This is a genomic window from Nocardia sp. NBC_01388, assembly GCF_045040085.1.
GTDB lineage: Bacteria > Actinomycetota > Actinomycetes > Mycobacteriales > Mycobacteriaceae > Nocardia.
The window spans coordinates 836706-855783 of sequence record NZ_CP109553.1; the positions used below are offsets into that span (position 1 = coordinate 836706).

Consider the following 19078-nt stretch of genomic DNA (forward strand, 5'->3'; position numbering starts at 1 on the left):
GCGAAAAGCGATCGGCCCCACTGGTTTCGGATCAGGCAGGGTGCGGCACCGACACCCGCTCCAGCGTGACCGGCAGACCACCCTCGATAGTGGTGGAGAAGGTCGAGGCGTGCTTGGGCTTCCACCCGGGGGCGGTCTTCATCCGGTAGCGCTGGAAGAACAGGGTGAGAATGAATTGCGCGTTCATATAGCCGAGCTGGGAGCCGATGCAGCGATGCGGTCCGGTCCCGAACGGGATGAAGGCATTGACCGGGCGTGCGGCCACCACCGCGCGATCGGTGAACCGTGACGGATCGAACCGGTCCGGCTCGGGCCACCAGCGCTCATCACGGTGCAGGGTGTACACCGAGACGCCGATAATGGTGCCGCGCGCGATGAAATGCCCGTCGATGACATCGTCGTGCAGGGCGATGCGCGGATGGAACGGATGCCCCTGCATGCGCTGCCCCTCGTCGAAGCAGGCCTTGACCCATTCCAGCCGCTTCAGATCCGCGTACTCGGGCCGCTCACCGTGCAGCTCATCGACTTCCGCGATGAGCTGCTCCCGGGCTTCGGCATCGTCGGCGAGCAGCGCCAGCGTCCACGACACCGACGCCACCACGGTCTCGTAGCCGCCCGCGATCAGAATGGCGAGCTCGGCCACCAGATCCTTGCGGCTGATCGGCGTGCCGTCCTCATTGCGGGCGTCCAGGAGCACCTGCAGCATGTCGACGCCGTCGATCGGAACGTTCAGGCGGCGTTCGATCTGGTCCTCGATCCAGCGGGAGATGCGCCACCACGCGGCGGGCAGAGTGTCGCGGCCGGGGAAGGGCACCATTTTCGGTATGGGACTGAGGAATACGGCGGCGGCGAAGGAGCTCAGCACCAGGCGCAGGTCGTGGTCGAGTTGCTCGATCTCCGCGTCCGAGGGCGTGATCCCGAACATGGCGCGCATGAACGCGGGCATGGTGAGCCAGGCGATCTCGTGTTGCAGGTCGATTGTTTCGCCGGAGTCGGCCCACTCGCCCCACTTGTCGATGCGGGTGGCGAACTCGTCCACGATCTCGTCGGCCAGCTCGTTGAGGGAGCTGTGCTTGAACATGGGAGTGATGAGTTTGCGCCGCTGCCGCAGCGGATCGCCCTCGAGCAGCGGAATTGTCCGGCCGAGGACCTTGTGCGCGACCGGCGCGTAATGCCCGATCATCGTGTACTTCTCGACATCGCTCATGATGTAGCGGACGAGGTCGGGAGTATTGACGACGACCATATCCAGCACCGGTGCCGGCAGCCGGAAGATATCGCCGTATTCGGCGGCGCAACCGCGCAGATACTCGAACGGATCGTGTTTGAACTCGCGCAGCACGCCGGTCACCGGACGGCCGACCGGTCCCGGCGGCAACAGGAGATCGCGGCGCTTGGCGACGATCGACTTGCGTACCGCGCGTGCGGGATTGCGCGTGAGGGCGTACTTGTCACGTTGTGGAGTGCTCATGCTGGTGCCTCGGTCTTCTGAACTGATTTCGCGACAGTGTGTTTCGCGGTATTTCCGGACTGTGCGGCCTCGCGCAGCCGGGTGACGGTCGGTGCGTATCCGGCGAAGATGACGGCGCCCAGATTCAACGCCGTCGACACGATCGCCAGCGTCCACGACACGGCCGAGGAGGCATTGTTGTGAATGGCGTAGTAGCTCGGCAGGGTGCACAGCAGTGTGTAGGCGAGGTACACCGCGGGAGCGATGAACGGCACCACCACAATTCGCCGCCAGCCGTGCAGATGCGGCAGCATGGCCGCCATCGCCCAGCCGATGAGCACGAACATGCCGCCGTTCTGCACCAGGCTCGGCATCGGAATGCCCAGCACCAGCGCGTTATTGCTGTAGTACAGCATCACCCCGTAGTGGCAGCTGATCATCTCGCCGATGCACTCGGCGACGGAAATGAAAGCGGCCCAGGCGAACAGCACCGTGGCGCTACGCCCCTGCTTGATGATCAGATACGCGACGATCGTCGCGGGTGCGATGCCACCGGAGTAGGTCAGCACCACATGCCACGGGATCGGCCGGTCCACGATCGTCACGACCGGATCGAAGACGTTCGTGAGATACGTTGTCGCACCGATGAAATCGAGCCACGGTTCCACATAGAACGAAAACACCACCAGCGCGCCCGCCGTGACGAGCCAGAACAGCACCGAGGTCTCCCGGTCCTTGGCGATGACCAGTCCGGCCGCGAAGATCAGCGCACCCGCCACCGAGGCAATCGCCACCCCGAGCAGCAGCCAGGCCGCCACCGTCCCCGCCTCAGTGATCGGTGGCGACCCCCAGCTGCTTGCCAGCACTTGCACCATTGCAATGTCCTTCCGGGTACTTCTGAATATTTACAACGAAAGTTGTCTATTACCGCGACCTACTGAGGTGCATGCACCGCGATCGCCGCCGCCGGGCAACCCAGCTCGGCAGAGCGCACGGCCGCGGCGAACCGATCCGGAACTCCCACCGGACCGGTCGTACCGCGAGCGTGATTACGCAGTTCAACAACGTCATCAGGAAGCTCGAAAACCTCCGGCGCCATCCTCGCGCAGAACCCGGACCCCAGACACAGCTCCTGGTCGACCTCGACAACGATGTCCTCGGCCATCTCGCGCTCCTCCACATGTCACCATCGCCGAAACGCGATAATGACATCAGATGTTGTCAATTTTGGAGCGAAAGGTCAACCATGGAGTTCCGGTGTGCTGATCAGCCGTTTCGAACAGGCGTCATCGGTGCGGTGCTCGGGATGTCACTGGAAGCTGGCGTGCGCAGTCGTTGCAGGGTCGGTGAGTAGACGCACGCGACGACCACGGCCGCATTGAGAACGGTGGACAGGGCTGCCATCGACCAGCTGACGGCGGGGCCGGCCCCGGACGCAATGGCGATATAGGAGGGGAAGGTGGCGACGAGCGCGTAGACCGGAAGGACGGCGGCCGTCGCGAAGGGCACCAGGACCCAGCGCCAACCGTGAATACGGGGGATGAGCCATGCGAGCACCAAGGCGACGACGGCGAACATGCCGCCGTTCTGCGCGAAACAGTAGATCGGCTCACCCAGGACGGTGGCGTGATTGCCGTAGTAGTTCATCCAGTGCAGGTGGGAGGCGAGCATTTCGACCGGAATCTCGAGTACCGTGACTGCGGCGACGAACCAGAGCAGATAGCGGGCGGGGAGACCGCGTTTGGCCACCTCGTAGGCCGCGACGCTGGCAAGCGGTATTCCGGCACCGTAGAACAGGGCCACGAACCAGGGGATGGGTCTGTCGAAAACCGTTGTGGCGATGTCGAAGTTGGCCGGATACCAGACTGCGACGAAGTGATCACCGCTGGGTTCGACCAGGAAGGGATACAGCGTGAAGCCGGCCACTGCGGTCGCAATGAACAAGGGGCTCTTGGTCATCCAAGTGTAGACACCCCCGGCGATGAGGCCCACCACAGCGAAGGCAAGCGCGAGAATCAGTGGTAGATGCGGGTATTGGGCGACGGCTTCCACCGGTGGCGGCAGAAATATGCTGGTGAGAGCAGGGTGAGGCATAGCTTCTCGCTTTGTTCAATGGGTGAGGATTGCGGCGGCGGGGCATTCCCAGGCCGCGGTATCCACCAGGCTCGCCTGATCCGGGAGCACATCGACCGGTCCGGCGGTGATCCCGCCGTCGGCATCCTTGACCCCGGCGATGTCGTCGGGGCCGAGGGCGAAGATCCCCGGTGCGGTTCTGAGGCAGTATCGCGCCGACTGGCAGACGGATTGATCGATCTCGACCCGGGTCGTTGTCACTTGCGCCCCTTGTCAATTCGTCTGATGGTGACCGGCAGGCCGCCCTCGAGGGTGATGGAAAAGGTGGAGGCGTGCTTCGGCTTCCAGTCAGCCGGGGTGTTCAGGCGGTAACGCTGGAAGATCAAGGCCAACAGGAATTGTGCGTTCATGTAGGCCATGCCCGATCCGATGCAGTGGTGCGGGCCCGCGCCGAACGGGATGAAGGCCGAATTCGGGCGGGGCGGGTGCGAGGGATCGGTGAAGCGGGTGGGGTCGTAGCGGTCCGGATCGACCCACCAGCGTTCATCGCGCTGCAGGGTGTAGACGGGGACGCCGACGAGAGTGCCGCGCGGGATGTGGAATCCGGCAATTTCGCTGTCGCGCATGGCAAGTCGCGGATTCATCGGATGGCCCTGCAGGCGCTGGCCCTCGTCGAAGCAGGCCTTGGCCCAGGTGAGCCGGCTCAGATCGTCGAGCGTCGGGACAGCATTGCCGAGTGCGTCGACCTCCGCGTAGAGGCGTTGTGCCGGTTCGGGATTCGTGCACAGGTGCGCCAGGGTGTGGGAGAGCGAGGCCACCACGGTCTCGTAGCCGCCGCCCATGAGCCCGATCAGTTCGACCCGCAGATCACGACTGTTCAAACCGGTGCCGTCGTCGTAGCGACTGGCCTGTAGCAGGCCGAGCAGGTCGACGTCGTCGGTCGGTGTCGAGGACCGCTCCGCGACCAGCCTGTTCACCAGCCGGACCAGCCGATAGACGGCCATCGGAAGGTTCTCCGTGCCCGGAATCGGCAGTGGGCTGGGCGGATTCGCGAGCAGCACACCCGCGGCGACCGTGCGCATGAGCAGTCGCATATCCACATCGATCTGCGCGAGTTCGGCATCGGACAGGTGCGTGGAATACATCGCGCGCAGAAAGGCGGGCAATGTCACCTGGGCGATCTCGTGCTGCAGATCCACCACCTGCCCGGTGTCGGCGTAGTGATCCCAGCGTTCGATGCGGCAGGTGAACTCGTCGACGATGGTGTCGGCGATGCGCGCCAGATGCTTGCGGCCGAACATCGGCGTCAGCATGCGGCGGCGCTTGCGGAATCGCTCACCCTCCATGATCGGCAGCATCGATCCGATGGTCGAGGCGAGCGGCTTCTCCAGCGGGCCGACCATGCTGAAGTGACCGTCGCGGTCGTTCATGACCTGGTTGACCAGATCCGGATGGTTGACCATGACCAGATTCCAGAGCGGAAGCGGCACATGGAAGACATCGCCGTATTCGCGTGCCCAGCCGCGCACGGATTCGAAAGGGTCCCTGCGGAATTCACGCAGCACCCCGAGGCCCGGCAGTCCGGTCGGACCCGGCAGCGCCGGATCCAGGGAACGACCCAGGGTGCTCAGATTGCGCTTGGTTCTGGGCCTGGCGGCCGAGCTGACATGCACTCCCGGAAATTGCAGGACTTCGCCGCGACGCTTATCGCCGGAGTCGCCCGGTGCCGAGGTCATGCCGACACCCCGTTCCGGGTAACGGCGCCGGTGCGGGGAGCGCCCGCTGAGCCCTGCTCGAGCAGCGCGATGCCCGGGATGGGGAGATCGAACCGGCGATGCTCCTCGGTGCCGCCGCTTCCGATGAGCCGCAGCAGTGGCATCACCGCGCGGGCGGCGAGCGAGGCGGCCTTCATCGTGCCGAGGCGCGGGGAGCGAATATTGATGGGGGAGAGCTGGATTCCCATGAACATCATGTCCCAGTCGGTATCGATATGACTGATCTTGAAGTCGTCGGTCAGCACGTACCGGTCCACGCCGATGAAGTTGAGGCAGCGGCCCGTCGGCGGCAGCACGATATCGGTGCCGGGCAGCCGCTGTGGGCCGGTCCAGCGGGCGATGCCGCGCCACGGAATCACCATGCGCAACCGGCCGTGTGAGAAATCGGTGTAGGGCAGCGAACGCAGGCTGTCATCCTGGGGATAGAACGCCATATCCGGGAACGCCTCGAAGCAGGCGGCGCAGTTGGCTAGGGTCTCCTGCTTGCCGATGCGAATGTTCTGGAAGGTGGTGCTGTCGATGAAATCGCACTCCTCGGCCATGCAGTCGGCCAGCGCGGACACGCTCTGGGTGGCCCACCCGTTGAACCAGTCCCGGCCGAACCGGGCCAGTCCGGTCATCGGCAACCCCAGTGCGACCAGCTGCCGTTCCTGCTCGTCGACCCGCTCCCAGAACTGCGGCAGCAGCGCCCGGTATTGCTCGTGCTCGGGCGAGGGGCCGAGGTTGTGCAGTGTCTTCATGATGAACCTTCCTGTAACAGTGATACAAAACTATGGCTCTGTAACACTGTGGTCAAGATGGCAAAACTGAGTGACCCGCTCGTTCGGTCCAGGACGTGGGGGTTTGGGTTCAAAAATGATGCGGACATTTCAGTGATCAGGTTTCGCCCGCGCCGGTGACCGGAGCGTCAGCGGCGGAGCTCCCATTCGCGCTGTGCGCGGCCGAGTTCGGTCACCGGCGGGGCATCGAAGATCCACTCGCGGGCGATCGTGTGCAGGTTCATCCGCGGTTCCAGCTGGGCGAGAATGGCCAGCAGCTGCACTTCGGCACGGCCGCGCAGGACGTGATCGGCCGGAAGGTTGAAGGGGCGCACCGAAACCCCGGCCGAGTCGCCGGAGCGGCTCAGCAGGGCCACCAGATCCTTCACGTTCTCCGGGCTGATATCCGCCTCGCGGTCGCGGAGATACCAGCCGAACACGCGCAGGAAGGTGTCGTACGCCGCCTGCTCGGACATCTTCGAACCGCGGGCGAAGCCGCGCGATTCCATCAGCTCCAGCACGAGCGCGGCATCGCCGTCGATTCCGGCGCGCAGGACCGCCAGTTCGGTTTCCGCTGTGCGGGCGTCGATCGTCTTACACAGGCCGAAATCCAGGAAGCCGACGGCGCCGTCGTCGAGCAGCAGCAGATTGCCCGGATGTGGATCGCCGCTGTAATGGTGCAGTCGATATGGGGTGCCCGCATAGAAGCGGAACACGATCTCCGCCACCCGATTACGTTCCTTCTGTGGCCCGGTGTAGATATCGCGCAGCGGACGGCCGTCGATCCACTCGGTGACCAGAACCCTTCTGCCCGAAAGTGATTCGACGACGTCCGGGATTCGGATGAAGGGGTGGCCGCAGTGGGCTCCCGCCAGCAGTCCGGTGTGGCGCGCCTCGATCCGGTAGTCCAGTTCCTCGTGCATCCGCTCCTCGAACTCGTCGGCCAGCGCCGAGGTGTCCAGAGCCGGATGGACGAACCGATACACGGTCAGCAGGGTGCGCAGATTCTTCAGATCGGCCAGCACGGCAGCTTCGATGCCCGGGTACTGGATCTTGACCGCCACCTGCCGGCCGTCGCCGAGCCGCGCCCGATACACCTGGCCGATCGAGGCGGCGGCCACCGGCTCCGGTTCGAATTCGGCGAAGACCTCATCGAGGGGGCCGCCCAATTCGCCTTCGAGATGGCCGCGCATCTCGGTCCACGGCACCCGGGGCGCGTTGTCCTGCAGGGTCGCCAGCGCGGTCTGGAACACCGCACGATTCTCGGGGCCGACAATGCCGATATCCACCAGCGAGAGGATTTGGCCGAGCTTCATCGCCACCCCGCGCATGGTGCCCAGCGTGGCCACCAGCTGTTGCGTCAAGAGCGTGCGGCGAGCCCGTGCGGCGGCCTCGGCGCGGGCATCGGAGCGAACGAGATCGCCGGTCTTCTGCGCGGCGAACCGGGCGGCCTGCGTGCCCGCCAGCCCGCCCAACTGTGCGGCGCGCCCCGCGCGCGACCGAGCCATCCTCGCCATGGCCCGAGGGTACCCGGCGACCCTTCCGGTGCAGGCGTTGAGACAAAAATCTCTAAGTGTCCGCCGATATCGGCAACCGCCGGGGGCCTATCAGACGTTATTCTCGCTGCATGACGCATGCGGGCATCGATATCGAGCAGCTGTTCGGGGCGGGGCTCGCCACCGATGCCGAACACGGCCGACTGCTCGACGCCGCCCGCGCCGAATTCATCGAACACGGCTTCCGGCGCACCTCCGTCGGCGATATAGCCCGCCGCGCCGCGGTGTCCCGCCCGACCGTCTACCGGCGACTGGGCGATAAGGACGAAATCGTGCGCCAGGTCGTGGTGCGCGAGGTGGTGTCGTTCTTCGTCGCCATCAGCGGCGGGGTCCTCACCAAGACGGCCCCGGCGGACCGCGCCGCCGAAGCCTTTGTCCTGGGGGTACGCGAATCCCGCCGCCACCCGCTGGTGATCGCCCTGCAACAGTTCGAACCCGACACGCTCACCTCGTTTTTCACCGACAGCGCCGCCCCGATGGAGCCGATACGAGCCGCCATCGCCATGACCATCGCCGGCGATTCTCTGCCCCTCGACGGCGCGCTGCGCGCCGCGGAAATGCTCGTGCGAGTCACCGCATCCCTGCTGATGGTTCCCACCGATGCCCTCCCCATCGACACCGACGACCACGCCCGGTGGTTCGCCCGAACCTACTTCCCGGCGATCATCGAGGCCTCGGCCGGTCCAGGGCCGGAGTAGGCGAAAACCGTTCGGGGCGTGCTGCTGTCAGGGTTGGTTACTCCTGAGAGAAGTTGCTCACCATGGTTCGAGACCGCGCCCGCCGAGGCGCGGTATGACGTTGTGCCGGCACGCAATCGGCGGGTTCAGGCGGCGGCGGGGGCCTCGGCAAGGCCCATGCGCCCATCACGGCGATAGGCGGCGCGGGCGCGGGGCATGACACGCAGGGGATAGGCACCGCGGGCCAGGTGCGGGCTACGGTGGTGCGGAACGCGTCGAAAGCGAGCTGATTCGTTCGGGTCCACGGGATATCGAAGATCTCGCGCACAACCGGCGGCAGCGCCCCGGCACCTAGCGCACCGGCTGATCCACGACGGGGAAACCGATACCGTTGCATCCTTCGATCGCCCATACCCGGTCGGTGAATCGCTTTGCGGTGGTGAGCATTTCGTCGTAGCCGGGTTTGTCGGTGCTGTATCTGCCGCCGGTCAGGACCGTGGCGGCCTGAGTTTCGGTGAGGTCGGCCAGGTTCTCGCGGTCCAGATCGTCGAGGAGCGTATGGGCCTGAGCCAAAACGGCGGTGCCTGCCTCGGTAAGGGCGGTTGGGGGTCGACCTGTGACTCACTTGCCCTCGAACTCCTACATGGGCAAAATACCGCCCCTATCATCTGTAGATCCTTCAGTTACCGTTCTGTCTGTATCTCTTGGAAACTAGAGCTGAACAAGGATTATGCTGGCATGTTCCGGCAGATTGATGCCATGTTGCATGCACATCTGCATGTATTGTAGTCGCGCAGGCCTTTTGGAGGTAGACCATGAAACTGGCGATCGAGGCGATGGGATCCGGTTCCCGGACCGCGGCTCTCGTGCACGGCGCGTCGGCCTCGAGGGACATCTGGCGAGAGTTCGCCCGCATCCTCGTCGACGAATACGACCTCACGGTGCTGCTGGTCGATCTGCGCGGCCACGGCGCCAGCCCCCGTGCGGACAGTTACGCCCTGCAGGACTTCGTCGACGATCTCGTCGAGACCTTGCCGGTCGAGCTGGATCTGCTGATCGGGCAATCGCTCGGTGCGATCAGCGCCGGATTCGCGGCGGACGCGCTACGGCCCGGGCATCTGATCATGCTCGATCCACCCTTGGAGGCGAAGCAATGGCAGCGGCTGGCGCTCGGCTATGTCGCGCAAGTACAGAAACTGCTGCCGGTGTGGGTGATTCGCAGAATTCTGCCCGCAGGCGTGGCTCCCGACATGCCGCGCCGGGTCCGCGCGAACTGGGTGCTGTGGGATCACCGGATGCTGCCCCAGCTGGCCCTGACCCGTGGGATCGTGCCGCTGTCCCCGCCGGTACCAGCGACCATCGTGCTGGCCGACCCCAGCCGGTTCGTGAGCGCCGAACTGGCCGAACGGCTCCGCGGCGGTGGCTGGGATGTGCGGGTCAAGCCCGGAGCGGTGCACGACCTGCACATGCAGGACCCCGTGGGTGTCGTCCGCATGCTCGATGATGTCCTGTCCTGACCGATCATGCCAACGACACGAAACAGTCGTCTCCGGAGTTCGCGGGCAGCTCGACCATGATCTGGCCCCAGAAGGCCGAGAGCTCGTCGACTCGGTCAAGCCGGACTGCGTCAGCCACGTAACACCTTTGCTGATGGGCCCGCCACTGGCTGAAATGCCAAGTGCGAGTAGTGGCTTGCCGACTCTTCACGTGTCGGCGCTCCGGTGCGCTAGTTCGCCGGTGGCTGCGGCCGCCACGAGTGCTGCTATCCAATCCACCTGCGCGAGTAGGCGATCAATGGTGAAGACCGCCGGATCGCGCAGTCGCAGCCGGACGATCTCATCGCAGGCCGCGTGCAGGATCCGCACCGTGACATCCCGATCCGGGAGTGCCGCGCGACCCAGGAGCGTCGACGACACATACCAGCGGACGGCCGCTTGGGCTTGGGCAAGCCGCTCGTAGAGTTCGGGTGGGCCGCCCTCGGACGGCAGCATGAACATTCGCCACGTCGCGGGATTCTCATCGACCGCGATCAGCAGACGGGCGACGAGGTCACGCGGGGTGACAGCGTCGTCGGTTCGAGCTTCGTCCGTCGCCTGCAGGAAACCCATTCCCGCGCGCAGGATTTCACGATCGACGAGCGCGATGAGCATGCCCCCCAGTCCGCCGAACTGCTGATAGACGACCGGCCGGGTGATACCGCACTGCTTTGCGATGCGGTCGACATTGACGGCATGGAAGCCCTCGGCATCGACGACGGATCGACACACATCGAGTATGTGGTCCCGCCGTTGCGGCCCGGACATTCGCGTCTGCACCACCGGAAAACACCTCCTTGTCCGAGAAACTTACTGTGTGTAGCTTAACTTACGCAACGTAAGTTAAGGAGCGTCACAATGGTCTTTCGAGTAGTCGTCTGGGGGCCCGGCGAGGTGGGCGGGGCGACACTGCGCGCCGCACACGCGAGCCCGGATTTCGAGGTCGTCGGGGTGAAGGTGTACAGCCCGCACAAGCACGGGCGCGACGCCGGTGAACTCGTCGGGATCGGCCCGATCGGCGTCACCGCCACCACCTCCAAGCAGGAGATTCTCGCCCTCGATGCCGACTGCGTGATCGTCACCCCGCAATTCACCGCAGCCCTCGAGGGCCTCGACGACGACGTGATCGACCTACTGGAGTCCGGCAAGAGCGTTGTCACCACCGCCGCGTATCACAATGTCTCACTGCCGAACTGGTACAACAGCGCACGCACTCCGACCGAACGGATGCGCGTGATCTCCCGGCTCGGCGCAGCGCGAAACGCCTCCGAGCAACGGCAATTCGCGCTGGTGAGGGCCCTGACCGCTGTACCGGCGCTGGATTGGTTGACCAACCCACTCTTTGCCTCGGTGGCCGACAAGCGGGTTCCCGCCCGCGCCACACCCGAACGGCTACTGCGAGCGTGTCGGCGCGGCAACACCTCCCTGCACGGCGCCGGTGTGCATCCGACATTCATGGTCGAGCGCCTGATGATGCGAATGTGTGCCGCGCTCGACTCGGTCTCACATGTGCGCTTCGTCGAAGCACTCGACTTCAGCTACGCACCCGACGGCATGTGGGGTGGGCTCGACGTCCTGGGCTTCGGCCGCGAGATCACCGAAATCGACAATGAATTCCTGCTCGCCAAGGCCGGCGATTTCTACTACGGCGACCTCACCGGCAATGTCGGGCACGCGCTCTTCGGCACGGGTTCGGACGCGGTCCGTATCGAGCGGACCCTGCGTGCGATTCCCGCCAAGCACGACTTCCGGGTGGGCTCGACCACGATCCGCAAGGGCACCGCGGCGGTCATGCACATGTCCCATCGTGGATATCGCAGCGACGGACACCACTTCTTCACCAATGAGGAGTGCTGGTTTCTCGGCCTCGAGCACAGATTCCACGGCGCCGATATTCCGTTCGACGAGCTGCCCGACCCGGGTGGCTACAGCTTCGAGATCACCGGCGCACCGGCGACGATCCGCGGTCAACTGTCCTATGACGGGGACCCCGAGTCCTCGGCCAACCCGATCACCGCCGCCTCGGCACGGATGCTGCTCGATGCGATCCCCGGGGTCTGCACCGGCGAGCCCGGGATCATCATCGACGACTCCACCCCGAAATACCTTGTGGCCGAACCTATTTCGCTGAGCTCGGCATTCGTTACCACCGACGCCGTGATCGCCGGTCCGGCCGAGGATGTCATCGCCCTGCTCGAGGCGGGGAACAACGTCCTCACCACCGCTGAACTACCCGAGTCGGCCGTTGCTGAGGCATGCCGGACCGCCGGCGCGACGGTATACACGGGAAGCACGGACGCCTTCATGATCGAACGCATCGTCATGACCATGATCCAAGGCATGCTCGAGGTCGAGCACATCGATCTCACCATCACCGGACCCGGCAGCGATCCGTCGCACGCCTGGACCATCGCCAACATCGCCCGAACCCGTTTCGGCGATCGTGACGTGCGGATCGAGCGCGAACCCGGTGTTCACCACGGCTACCGCGGCGATCACCGCTTCGTCACGATCACTCATCGCGACGGGACCGGGCCGATCGACTACGCGCTGCGAGTAACCGGCGCCCCCTGCGATCTCGTGGCCCGGTGGGAGATCGACGGACCGATCGATCCATCAAAACTGTTGCGCGACGCGGCATCCGCGGTGCGAGCAGCAGCGCCGGGCATTCTCATCGACGATCCGGCGCCCGCCTACCGGCTCGACGATCGACTCGGCGACGTCGGCGGCAATGGACATTAGGTTTCGTGGCCACCGAGCCACCATGACAATAAGGAGTCAGTTGTGACCGATCCGTATCGGCTCATCATCTGGGGACCCGGCGACATGGGTGGGCGGGCGTTACGCACGGCGCTGCGGTCACCGGACTTCGAGGTGGTCGGGGTGAAGGTGTTCAGTCCGCACAAGCACGGCAGAGATGTCGGTGAGCTGGTGGGACTGCCGCCGTGCGGGGTCACGGCGACCACGTCGAAGGCGGAAATCCTTGCGCTGAAAGCGGATTGCGTGGTGCACACGCCTACCACGCCCGCGCTGGTACAGGGCGCGGACGCCGATGTCTTGGATCTGCTGGAGTCCGGTAAGAACGTGGTGTCCGCGGCGGCGTACCACAACCCCGCGATGCCGACCTGGCTGTCGGAATCGCGGTCGCCGCTGGAGGTGCTGCGCACGGTGGCGCGGATGCGGGTGACCGGCAGTGCTTTCGGGCCGCAACTGCCCGGGGCGCTGCCGGCACTGAAAACACTGATGCGCGTGGTCGATTCGACCCCGGCACGCCCGGCGCGCCGGGTACTGGAGCGGCTGGCAGGACCGGTGGTGGATCGGGCGATCCCACGCCGCGCGTCGGGCGCACGATTGCAGGCGGCGTGCCTGCACGGTGGGGTATCGCTGCACGGCACGGGCCTGCATCCGGGGATCATGGTGGAGCAACTGCTGTTACGCGTGGCCGGGCTGCTGGACGAGGTGCGTGAGGTGAAGTTCCTGGAGGTCGGTGACCTGTCGGCGGCGCCGGACGGAATGTGGGGTGGGTTGGCCAACCTCGGTTTCGGCATGCCGCTCGGCGCGGTCGACTCCGACCACGTCATCGCGCTCATGCAGCATTTCTATTTCGACGCCGTGCTCGCCAACGTCGCACACGTCCTGTTCGGCGCCGACGCCGCGCAGGTCCGGGTGGAGCGGCAGGTGTATCCGGTGCCGGCGCGGACCCGGGTGCAGGCGGGTGGCACAGTGATCGAGCCGGGATCGGTCGGCGCGATACATATGAGCTATCGCGGCTATATCGGCGAGCGGCTGTTCATGACCAACTCCGAGTGCTGGCACGTCGGCGCGGGTAACGCGCATCTGGGCCCGGACCATCCGCGCAGCACGGCCGGCGGGCACGTGATCACGCTGGACGGCAGCCCGTCCCGGATCGAGATGCGCAACGAATTGGACGACGAGTCGTACGACGGCGACTGGTCGGCGGTCACCGATATCTCGGTCAAGGCCATACTCGATGTCATCCCGGCGCTGTGCGCGGCGCCCCCCGGGGTCGCCACACCCGATCTGGGCACCCGATTCACGCTGGAGACGCGATGAGCTCTTTCCTCCCGATCGCGGTGCTCGGCACCGGCCCGCTGGCCACCCGCATCGCCACACATCCGGATATCGTTGTCGCGCAACCCTCCTCGGCTGCCGTGGTGGTCCACCTGACCGCCGACATCGGTATGATCACCGACCAGCTCGCTGCCGGCCGCAACGTAGTCACCGCGCTCCCGCTCGAGGCTCTGCCGCTGGATGAGATTCGGACCGCCTGCTACACCGGATCATCCACCCTGCGCGCCACCGGCGGCTTTCAGTCGGCGGTGGCGGCCCGGATCACCCGATCGCTCGCCGTGGTGACACCCGACATCACCCGTATCGAACTGATCGAGGAAATCGACCTGCCCGACGACGGCATATACCCGTGGAACACCGTGCCCGCCGCCGCGCTACCCGGTTACTATTTCGCCGGCCTTCGTGTTCTGGAGGAGGCTGCCCGCACGGGCATGCGGGCCGAAGCCACGGGCGCCGTCAGCGAAGAGTCCGGTGCGGTATATACCCGGGGCGACCGGATCAGCTATCGGTCGATCCGCAACCCAGGTGTCGGCACGGTCCCCTTGCGCTACCGTCTGGTCACCACGGCCGCCGCCGGAACCAGCACGGCCACAGTCGATTTCCATCCGACCGCGGGCATCCACCCGGCAGAACATCTGACCGCCGTGGAACTGCTGAAGGCACTGCGCCCGACCTGTGCGAGCGAGCCCGGTATCGCGTTGCGCGATCTGGCCATCACTCACCTGGCACCGGACGAGCGGCTGCGGCGATAGGCCAGTGCATCCGAGACGAGGCGTGCTGAGTCCGCCCATAACGCAACCTATGGTTGCGCGATTGCTGGCGGTGACCTACTCTTGTGCAACCTAAGGTTGCGAGATTGGACATTGATATGAAGCAGGAATCGGGCGCGACAAGCACGGTGCACACCGGGCGTGGCTACTCGACGTCATACACGGTCGAGCAAGCGCCGGGGGAGGTCTTCGCCGCCATTCTGGATGTCGGCGCCTGGTGGACCGGCCAGGTCGAGGGGCGTGCCGACGCGCTGGACGCCGAGTTCACCTACCGGCATCCCCCTCAGCACTACAGCCGCCAGTGCGTCGTCGAGCTCGAGCCGGGTCGCAGGGTGGTTTGGCGGGTCACCGACAGCCATCTGGAGTTCGTTTCGGAGCCGGGTGAGTGGACCGGCAGCGAAATCGTGTTCGACATCGCGCCCGCGGCCGACGGCGCTGAGCTGCGATTCACCCACGTCGGCTTGGTACCGGACGTCGAATGCTACGGTGCGTGCTCCGCGGCATGGCTGCACTACATCAACGGCAGCCTGCACAGCCTGATCACCACGGGCGAGGGCCTGCCCGATCCGTGGTGACCGGCGGTCGGCCCGCCGGGCCGGTGAGCCGCGAGTTCATCAGCCGCGGCCGCTGGCCTGCGACAGCTGCACTTTCGGCGAGCACTCGAGTGGTCCCGGCCGCCTACCAGGTATTCGTCCTGACGAACCTACTATTCTGCCGTGTGGCGCGCTGACCGAACCGGCCACCTCGGGCGGGGCGAAGGTCAACGGGCCGAGCTGATCTGGCGTCGGCCGCATACACCATATTGCCGAGTTTGGTGTGTTGTGCTGCAAAACATCTCACGGCCACGTCGGCCGTTGTGCGCTACCGTCGCGATGTGAGTGCCGACAAGATCAGCAACCTGCGTCAAGACCTGGCATCTCGAGTGGTCCGCGATCTCAACCTGCCTGCCGGGATGAACGGCAGCGAGTCGAACGTCGATAAGTTCCGGTTGCAGGCCGATCCGCGATTGCTGCGCGATCTGGCAACCCTCGTCGCCGACGCGCTACCTTCCGACACCGAAGTTCTCGTCGGCATGGAACTCGGCGGCGTTCCGCTGGCCACCGCGGTCTCACTGCACACCGGCCTGCCTTGGGCGCTGTTGCGGCGTTCGCCGCGAGCCGGTATCACCTCGACCATTGCCGGAACCTCGGTAGACGGACGGAACTGCGTCCTGATCAAAGATGCCGTTCGTGGCGGCAGCACCCTCATTCCTGCCACCTCCACCCTGCGCAGCAACAATGCACTGGTTACTCACGCGGCAGTGGGATTGAGCTGGAATCCAACCCTTTCCGACACACTGCGCCCGGCCGGGGTCACTCCCATTGCGGCCCTGACTCTGGCAGATCTCGGCAACGCCCGAACGCACTGATCTGCCGCGACCCGCGCTGTTGAGTTCGGCCACTTGGCTTCTCGGGAAGGCTACGACCGAGATCACCTTCGGCAACTGGTCGAATGGCTGTGGGCCACATGGGGTTGGCTGGAGAATCGGCCTGAGCGGTCAAAGATCGCACTGGGGCGGCATATTTTGCCGGTGAGGCGGGCCCGGCACCTCGGTGTGATGTCACGACGTCAGGCCCCGGCGCGGTGTGCGCTGGGGCCTGACGTCGATTGCGAAAGGTATCGGATTCAATGTTGTTGTCGATTTCCAGCCGGTGAGGCCGGTGTCCGCTCGTGTCGACACGGACGCGTCATGCGTGGGTGGGTACTCGTGGAACACCTCCCGGCACGTAGGTTCGCTGCCCGCCCCCAACTTTCGGGGTGGTTTCGCCGGCGGGTCACTGTGGGCGACTTCCGGCGCGTGGTGCGGTGTTTCCGGTTCCCTCCAGCAGTACTACCTATTGCCATGTTCTTTTCTTTGCCGGAGGGAACCGGGCTGACAACTGACTTCCCACCGCAGCGTGTTCGGCTTCCTGCTACGGGGCCTTGCCATTTCTTAACTTCCGAACGAGAGAGACAGTACAACGGCACGCGAGGATTGTCTATACCCATCAATAGAGATTTTTTGTGCGGGTGAATCGGCCGTCAGAGAGTGAGTGTGCTGCCGGGGCCGGCGCGCAGCTGGTCGCGTTCATCGGTCAGCGCGGTGTCGGCGTCTTCCAGGTCCAGGATGCGCCCGATGCCGGCGAGGTTGACTCCCTGCTCGGCCACGGCGGTGATACGCCGCAGGCGCGCGAGATCGTCGCCGCTGTAGCGGCGGGTACCGCCCGCGCTGCGGTGGGGGGGTGATCAAGCCGTGCTGCCCGTACAGGCGCATGGTCCGCACCCCGATCCCGGTCAGTTCCGCGGTGACGGAGATCGCGTACACGCCCTGTCCGGAGCGAGGCAGGTGGGTGCCCTCGGGCTCTGAACGCATGGACGCGCTCCCTTTAGGTTCTACTGCTTGTCAGAAGATTACCTCTTGTCGAGGCTTGCACTCTCCTTGCCGGAGTGCTAAATAATATCTATGCCAGATGGCAGAGGTTATCTGGTGAATCTACTACCGAGAATGGAGTGAGTTGGAGGTGGCGACCATGCTGATGCGCAGTGATCCCTTCCGTGATCTGGATCGTTTGACGCAGCAGGTGTTCGGCACCGCGGCCCGACCCGCGGCGATGCCGATGGATGCCTGGCGTGAGAACGATCAGTTCCTGGTCGAGTTCGACCTGCCGGGCATCGATCCCGATTCCCTGGACCTGGATGTGGAACGCAATGTGGTGACCGTGCGCGCTTCGCGTCCGGAAATCGACCCCGGCCGCTCGATGCTCGCCGCCGAGCGCCCGCGCGGGGTGTTCAGCCGCCAGCTGGTGCTGGGGGAGAGTCTGGACACCGAGCAGATCCGCGCCGATTACCGCGACGGCGTGCTACGGCTGTCAATTCCGGTGGCGGAGAAGGCCAAACCCAGAAAGATCGACATCGCTCGCCCCGAACGCGAACCCGAACGCCAGGTCATCAACGCCTGAGCCGGGCCTGCCGGCTCTTCACCTCGCAGGAGGTCCGGTGAGGAACATCAGCACCACCCGAGAGTTCGAGCTCTGGTATTCGGATGAGTGCTTGCTGGGCCTGGACCCTGACGTGGCCGAACTGTTCGCCGAAGTCGAGGACATCCTGTGCCAGGCCCGCGCACCCCGTAACCAGTTGCCGCACACTCCGATTCCGGGGTCCGGGCACCGGCACGAAAGCACCGTCCGCGAGTTCGATCCGCCGAGAGCTCGCGGACGGCGGCCCCCGGCGATGCCCGGCACCGGGCGCGGCCCGCCCGGCAGCACAACCCGACCGCACATCATCGATTGCGCCCGAGTCGCGAAAGCAAGGTGATGCCCGTCCCGAACATCACACGCACACCACCGAGGGTGCGACGCCACCGGTTTTGATCACCCACCCATCGCGCACAAACGGACACCCTCGCGGTCCGCGCGCACGGCCACCAGGTGGCACAACGAGTCCGGTGACCGTTCCAGCCCTCACTGGTTCAACGCAGCATCATGTCGATCCACTCGTTCCACGCGGTGGGCCCGGCCGGCCGGTTCCGGCCGGGCCCACCCCTCGTCCCCCTTGGTACGTGAGAGGAGCAATCGCAGATGACCACCATCGCGACCGCCGGCGAGCTCGACCTGACCCACACGCACCACCCCGTCCCGCCGGAAACCACCGACACCGACGACCTGGCCGACCGTATCGATCACCCCCATGCCGATGACGACTTCTACTGCCTCGCTTACTGACCGCACCCCCGACCCGCATACCCGTGACCGCGCCCTTGCTCGTTGGCAGCACGCACGGGTGGCCTGGTTCGACGCCGAGAAGGGGTTCGGGTTCCTGACCCCCGGTACCGGGCCCGCGGTGTTCCTGGATTACCGGGTGATCGATGTCCCCGGCTACAGAACTCTCACCGCCGGTCAGCAGGTCATCTACACCGCCACCGACACCCCTCGCGGGCCCGAGGCTATCCGCGTCGTGCCCTTCTTGCACACCGATACCGGCACCGTAGCCGTCTCGGCGCCGGTGCCTCGGGTCCGCGGTCACCGCAGCGCCCGACACCGCTGCCGCGCCCGTGTGGCCTGAACACCCGAACACCCTGCCTGATCGGACAGATTCGTGAGCACGAGGACCTCTCCCGATACCGACCGCACGCCCACTCGCCCCGACCCGGACCGGGATCCGCTGGTGGTGCGCTGGCCTGATCCCAGCCCGCTACGCCCGTGGTGGGACACCGTCATGGGCCCGGCGATGCCCGCCCCGCTCGCCGCCCAGCGGTCCCCTGCCCCGTGTCATCCTCGTGCGCGGAACCCGCACGTGCGCCGGCGCAGACCCGTCGGTGTGAGCAGACCCCGCTGACCCCTACCTCGGTCGTAGGAGGCGTTCGCGCAGCTCGGC

At 65.5% G+C, this 19078-nt stretch carries 21 protein-coding genes and 1 pseudogene; 11 read left to right on the forward strand and 11 right to left on the reverse strand.

Annotated elements, in window-relative coordinates; translation table 11 throughout:
- Window positions 1-31: 31 nt before the first annotated feature.
- The 8 genes from OG716_RS03925 to OG716_RS03960 all read right to left on the reverse strand — a co-directional run bounded on the left by OG716_RS03925 (window position 32) and on the right by OG716_RS03960 (window position 7573).
- Window positions 32-1471: a cytochrome P450 gene (locus OG716_RS03925; protein ID WP_405136316.1), complete on the reverse strand. Its 1440-nt coding sequence runs from the start codon at window positions 1469-1471 to the stop codon at window positions 32-34.
- On the reverse strand, window positions 1468-2325 hold the full coding sequence (locus OG716_RS03930) for a hypothetical protein (RefSeq protein ID WP_405136317.1): 858 nt from the start codon (window positions 2323-2325) through the stop codon (window positions 1468-1470). Before OG716_RS03930 ends, OG716_RS03925 begins: the two co-directional genes overlap by 4 nt.
- A gap of 59 nt (window positions 2326-2384) precedes the next feature.
- Window positions 2385-2615: a ferredoxin gene (locus OG716_RS03935; protein ID WP_405136318.1), complete on the reverse strand. Its 231-nt coding sequence runs from the start codon at window positions 2613-2615 to the stop codon at window positions 2385-2387.
- A gap of 101 nt (window positions 2616-2716) precedes the next feature.
- Window positions 2717-3409 (reverse strand): hypothetical protein, encoded by a 693-nt coding sequence (locus OG716_RS03940; RefSeq protein WP_405136319.1) that lies wholly within the window; start codon window positions 3407-3409, stop codon window positions 2717-2719.
- Window positions 3410-3559: 150 nt separating this feature from the next.
- Window positions 3560-3784, reverse strand: a complete 225-nt coding sequence (locus OG716_RS03945; protein ID WP_405136320.1) for a ferredoxin — start codon at window positions 3782-3784, stop codon at window positions 3560-3562.
- Window positions 3781-5259, reverse strand: a complete 1479-nt coding sequence (locus tag OG716_RS03950; RefSeq protein ID WP_405136321.1) for a cytochrome P450 — start codon at window positions 5257-5259, stop codon at window positions 3781-3783. Before OG716_RS03950 ends, OG716_RS03945 begins: the two co-directional genes overlap by 4 nt.
- Complete coding sequence (locus OG716_RS03955; protein WP_405136322.1) at window positions 5256-6038, reverse strand: nuclear transport factor 2 family protein; 783 nt, start codon at window positions 6036-6038, stop codon at window positions 5256-5258. Before OG716_RS03955 ends, OG716_RS03950 begins: the two co-directional genes overlap by 4 nt.
- Window positions 6039-6205: 167 nt before the next feature.
- Window positions 6206-7573 (reverse strand): ABC1 kinase family protein, encoded by a 1368-nt coding sequence (locus tag OG716_RS03960; RefSeq protein ID WP_405136323.1) that lies wholly within the window; start codon window positions 7571-7573, stop codon window positions 6206-6208.
- Window positions 7574-7683: 110 nt separating this feature from the next.
- Between OG716_RS03960 and OG716_RS03965 the strand changes: the two genes are divergently transcribed.
- On the forward strand, window positions 7684-8310 hold the full coding sequence (locus OG716_RS03965; protein WP_405136324.1) for a helix-turn-helix domain-containing protein: 627 nt from the start codon (window positions 7684-7686) through the stop codon (window positions 8308-8310).
- A 330-nt stretch (window positions 8311-8640) separates the two neighbouring features.
- Here the strand turns inward: OG716_RS03965 and OG716_RS03970 are convergent, their stop codons facing one another.
- Window positions 8641-8862, reverse strand: a complete 222-nt coding sequence (locus OG716_RS03970; protein ID WP_405136325.1) for a hypothetical protein — start codon at window positions 8860-8862, stop codon at window positions 8641-8643.
- 242 nt (window positions 8863-9104) lie between these two features.
- Between OG716_RS03970 and OG716_RS03975 the strand changes: the two genes are divergently transcribed.
- The gene (locus OG716_RS03975; protein WP_405136326.1) at window positions 9105-9806 is read left to right on the forward strand and encodes an alpha/beta fold hydrolase; all 702 of its coding nucleotides are present in this window, start codon (window positions 9105-9107) and stop codon (window positions 9804-9806) included.
- Between the two features lie 186 nt (window positions 9807-9992).
- Here OG716_RS03975 and OG716_RS03980 read toward each other — a convergent pair whose 3' ends face one another.
- Window positions 9993-10607 (reverse strand): TetR/AcrR family transcriptional regulator, encoded by a 615-nt coding sequence (locus OG716_RS03980; protein WP_405136327.1) that lies wholly within the window; start codon window positions 10605-10607, stop codon window positions 9993-9995.
- Between the two features lie 75 nt (window positions 10608-10682).
- On the opposite strand from OG716_RS03980, the gene OG716_RS03985 reads away from it, so the two are divergent.
- The 5 genes from OG716_RS03985 (at window position 10683) to OG716_RS04005 (ending at window position 16094) form a co-directional block, all read left to right on the forward strand.
- Window positions 10683-12566: a hypothetical protein gene (locus OG716_RS03985; RefSeq protein ID WP_405136328.1), complete on the forward strand. Its 1884-nt coding sequence runs from the start codon at window positions 10683-10685 to the stop codon at window positions 12564-12566.
- Between the two features lie 42 nt (window positions 12567-12608).
- Complete coding sequence (locus OG716_RS03990; protein WP_405136329.1) at window positions 12609-13898, forward strand: hypothetical protein; 1290 nt, start codon at window positions 12609-12611, stop codon at window positions 13896-13898.
- Complete coding sequence (locus OG716_RS03995; protein WP_405136330.1) at window positions 13895-14668, forward strand: hypothetical protein; 774 nt, start codon at window positions 13895-13897, stop codon at window positions 14666-14668. The genes OG716_RS03990 and OG716_RS03995 overlap by 4 nt, the downstream gene beginning before the upstream one ends.
- 116 nt (window positions 14669-14784) lie before the next feature.
- Window positions 14785-15261, forward strand: coding sequence for an SRPBCC domain-containing protein (locus tag OG716_RS04000; protein ID WP_405136331.1), 477 nt, complete (start codon window positions 14785-14787; stop codon window positions 15259-15261).
- A 299-nt stretch (window positions 15262-15560) separates the two neighbouring features.
- A complete protein-coding gene (locus OG716_RS04005; RefSeq protein ID WP_405136332.1) occupies window positions 15561-16094 on the forward strand; it encodes a hypothetical protein in 534 nt (177 codons plus the stop codon).
- Between the two features lie 653 nt (window positions 16095-16747).
- Here OG716_RS04005 and OG716_RS04010 read toward each other — a convergent pair.
- Window positions 16748-17078, reverse strand: a pseudogene (locus tag OG716_RS04010) (MerR family transcriptional regulator).
- Window positions 17079-17220: 142 nt separating this feature from the next.
- Between OG716_RS04010 and OG716_RS04015 the strand changes: the two are divergent.
- The 4 genes from OG716_RS04015 to OG716_RS04030 all read left to right on the forward strand — a co-directional run bounded on the left by OG716_RS04015 (window position 17221) and on the right by OG716_RS04030 (window position 18766).
- On the forward strand, window positions 17221-17664 hold the full coding sequence (locus OG716_RS04015) for an Hsp20/alpha crystallin family protein (RefSeq protein WP_405136333.1): 444 nt from the start codon (window positions 17221-17223) through the stop codon (window positions 17662-17664).
- 37 nt (window positions 17665-17701) lie between these two features.
- The gene (locus OG716_RS04020; protein ID WP_405136334.1) at window positions 17702-18019 is read left to right on the forward strand and encodes a hypothetical protein; all 318 of its coding nucleotides are present in this window, start codon (window positions 17702-17704) and stop codon (window positions 18017-18019) included.
- A gap of 263 nt (window positions 18020-18282) precedes the next feature.
- A complete protein-coding gene (locus OG716_RS04025; protein WP_405136335.1) occupies window positions 18283-18426 on the forward strand; it encodes a hypothetical protein in 144 nt (47 codons plus the stop codon).
- Window positions 18398-18766, forward strand: coding sequence for a cold-shock protein (locus OG716_RS04030; protein WP_405136336.1), 369 nt, complete (start codon window positions 18398-18400; stop codon window positions 18764-18766). Before OG716_RS04025 ends, OG716_RS04030 begins: the two co-directional genes overlap by 29 nt.
- Window positions 18767-19078: the final 312 nt, after the last annotated feature.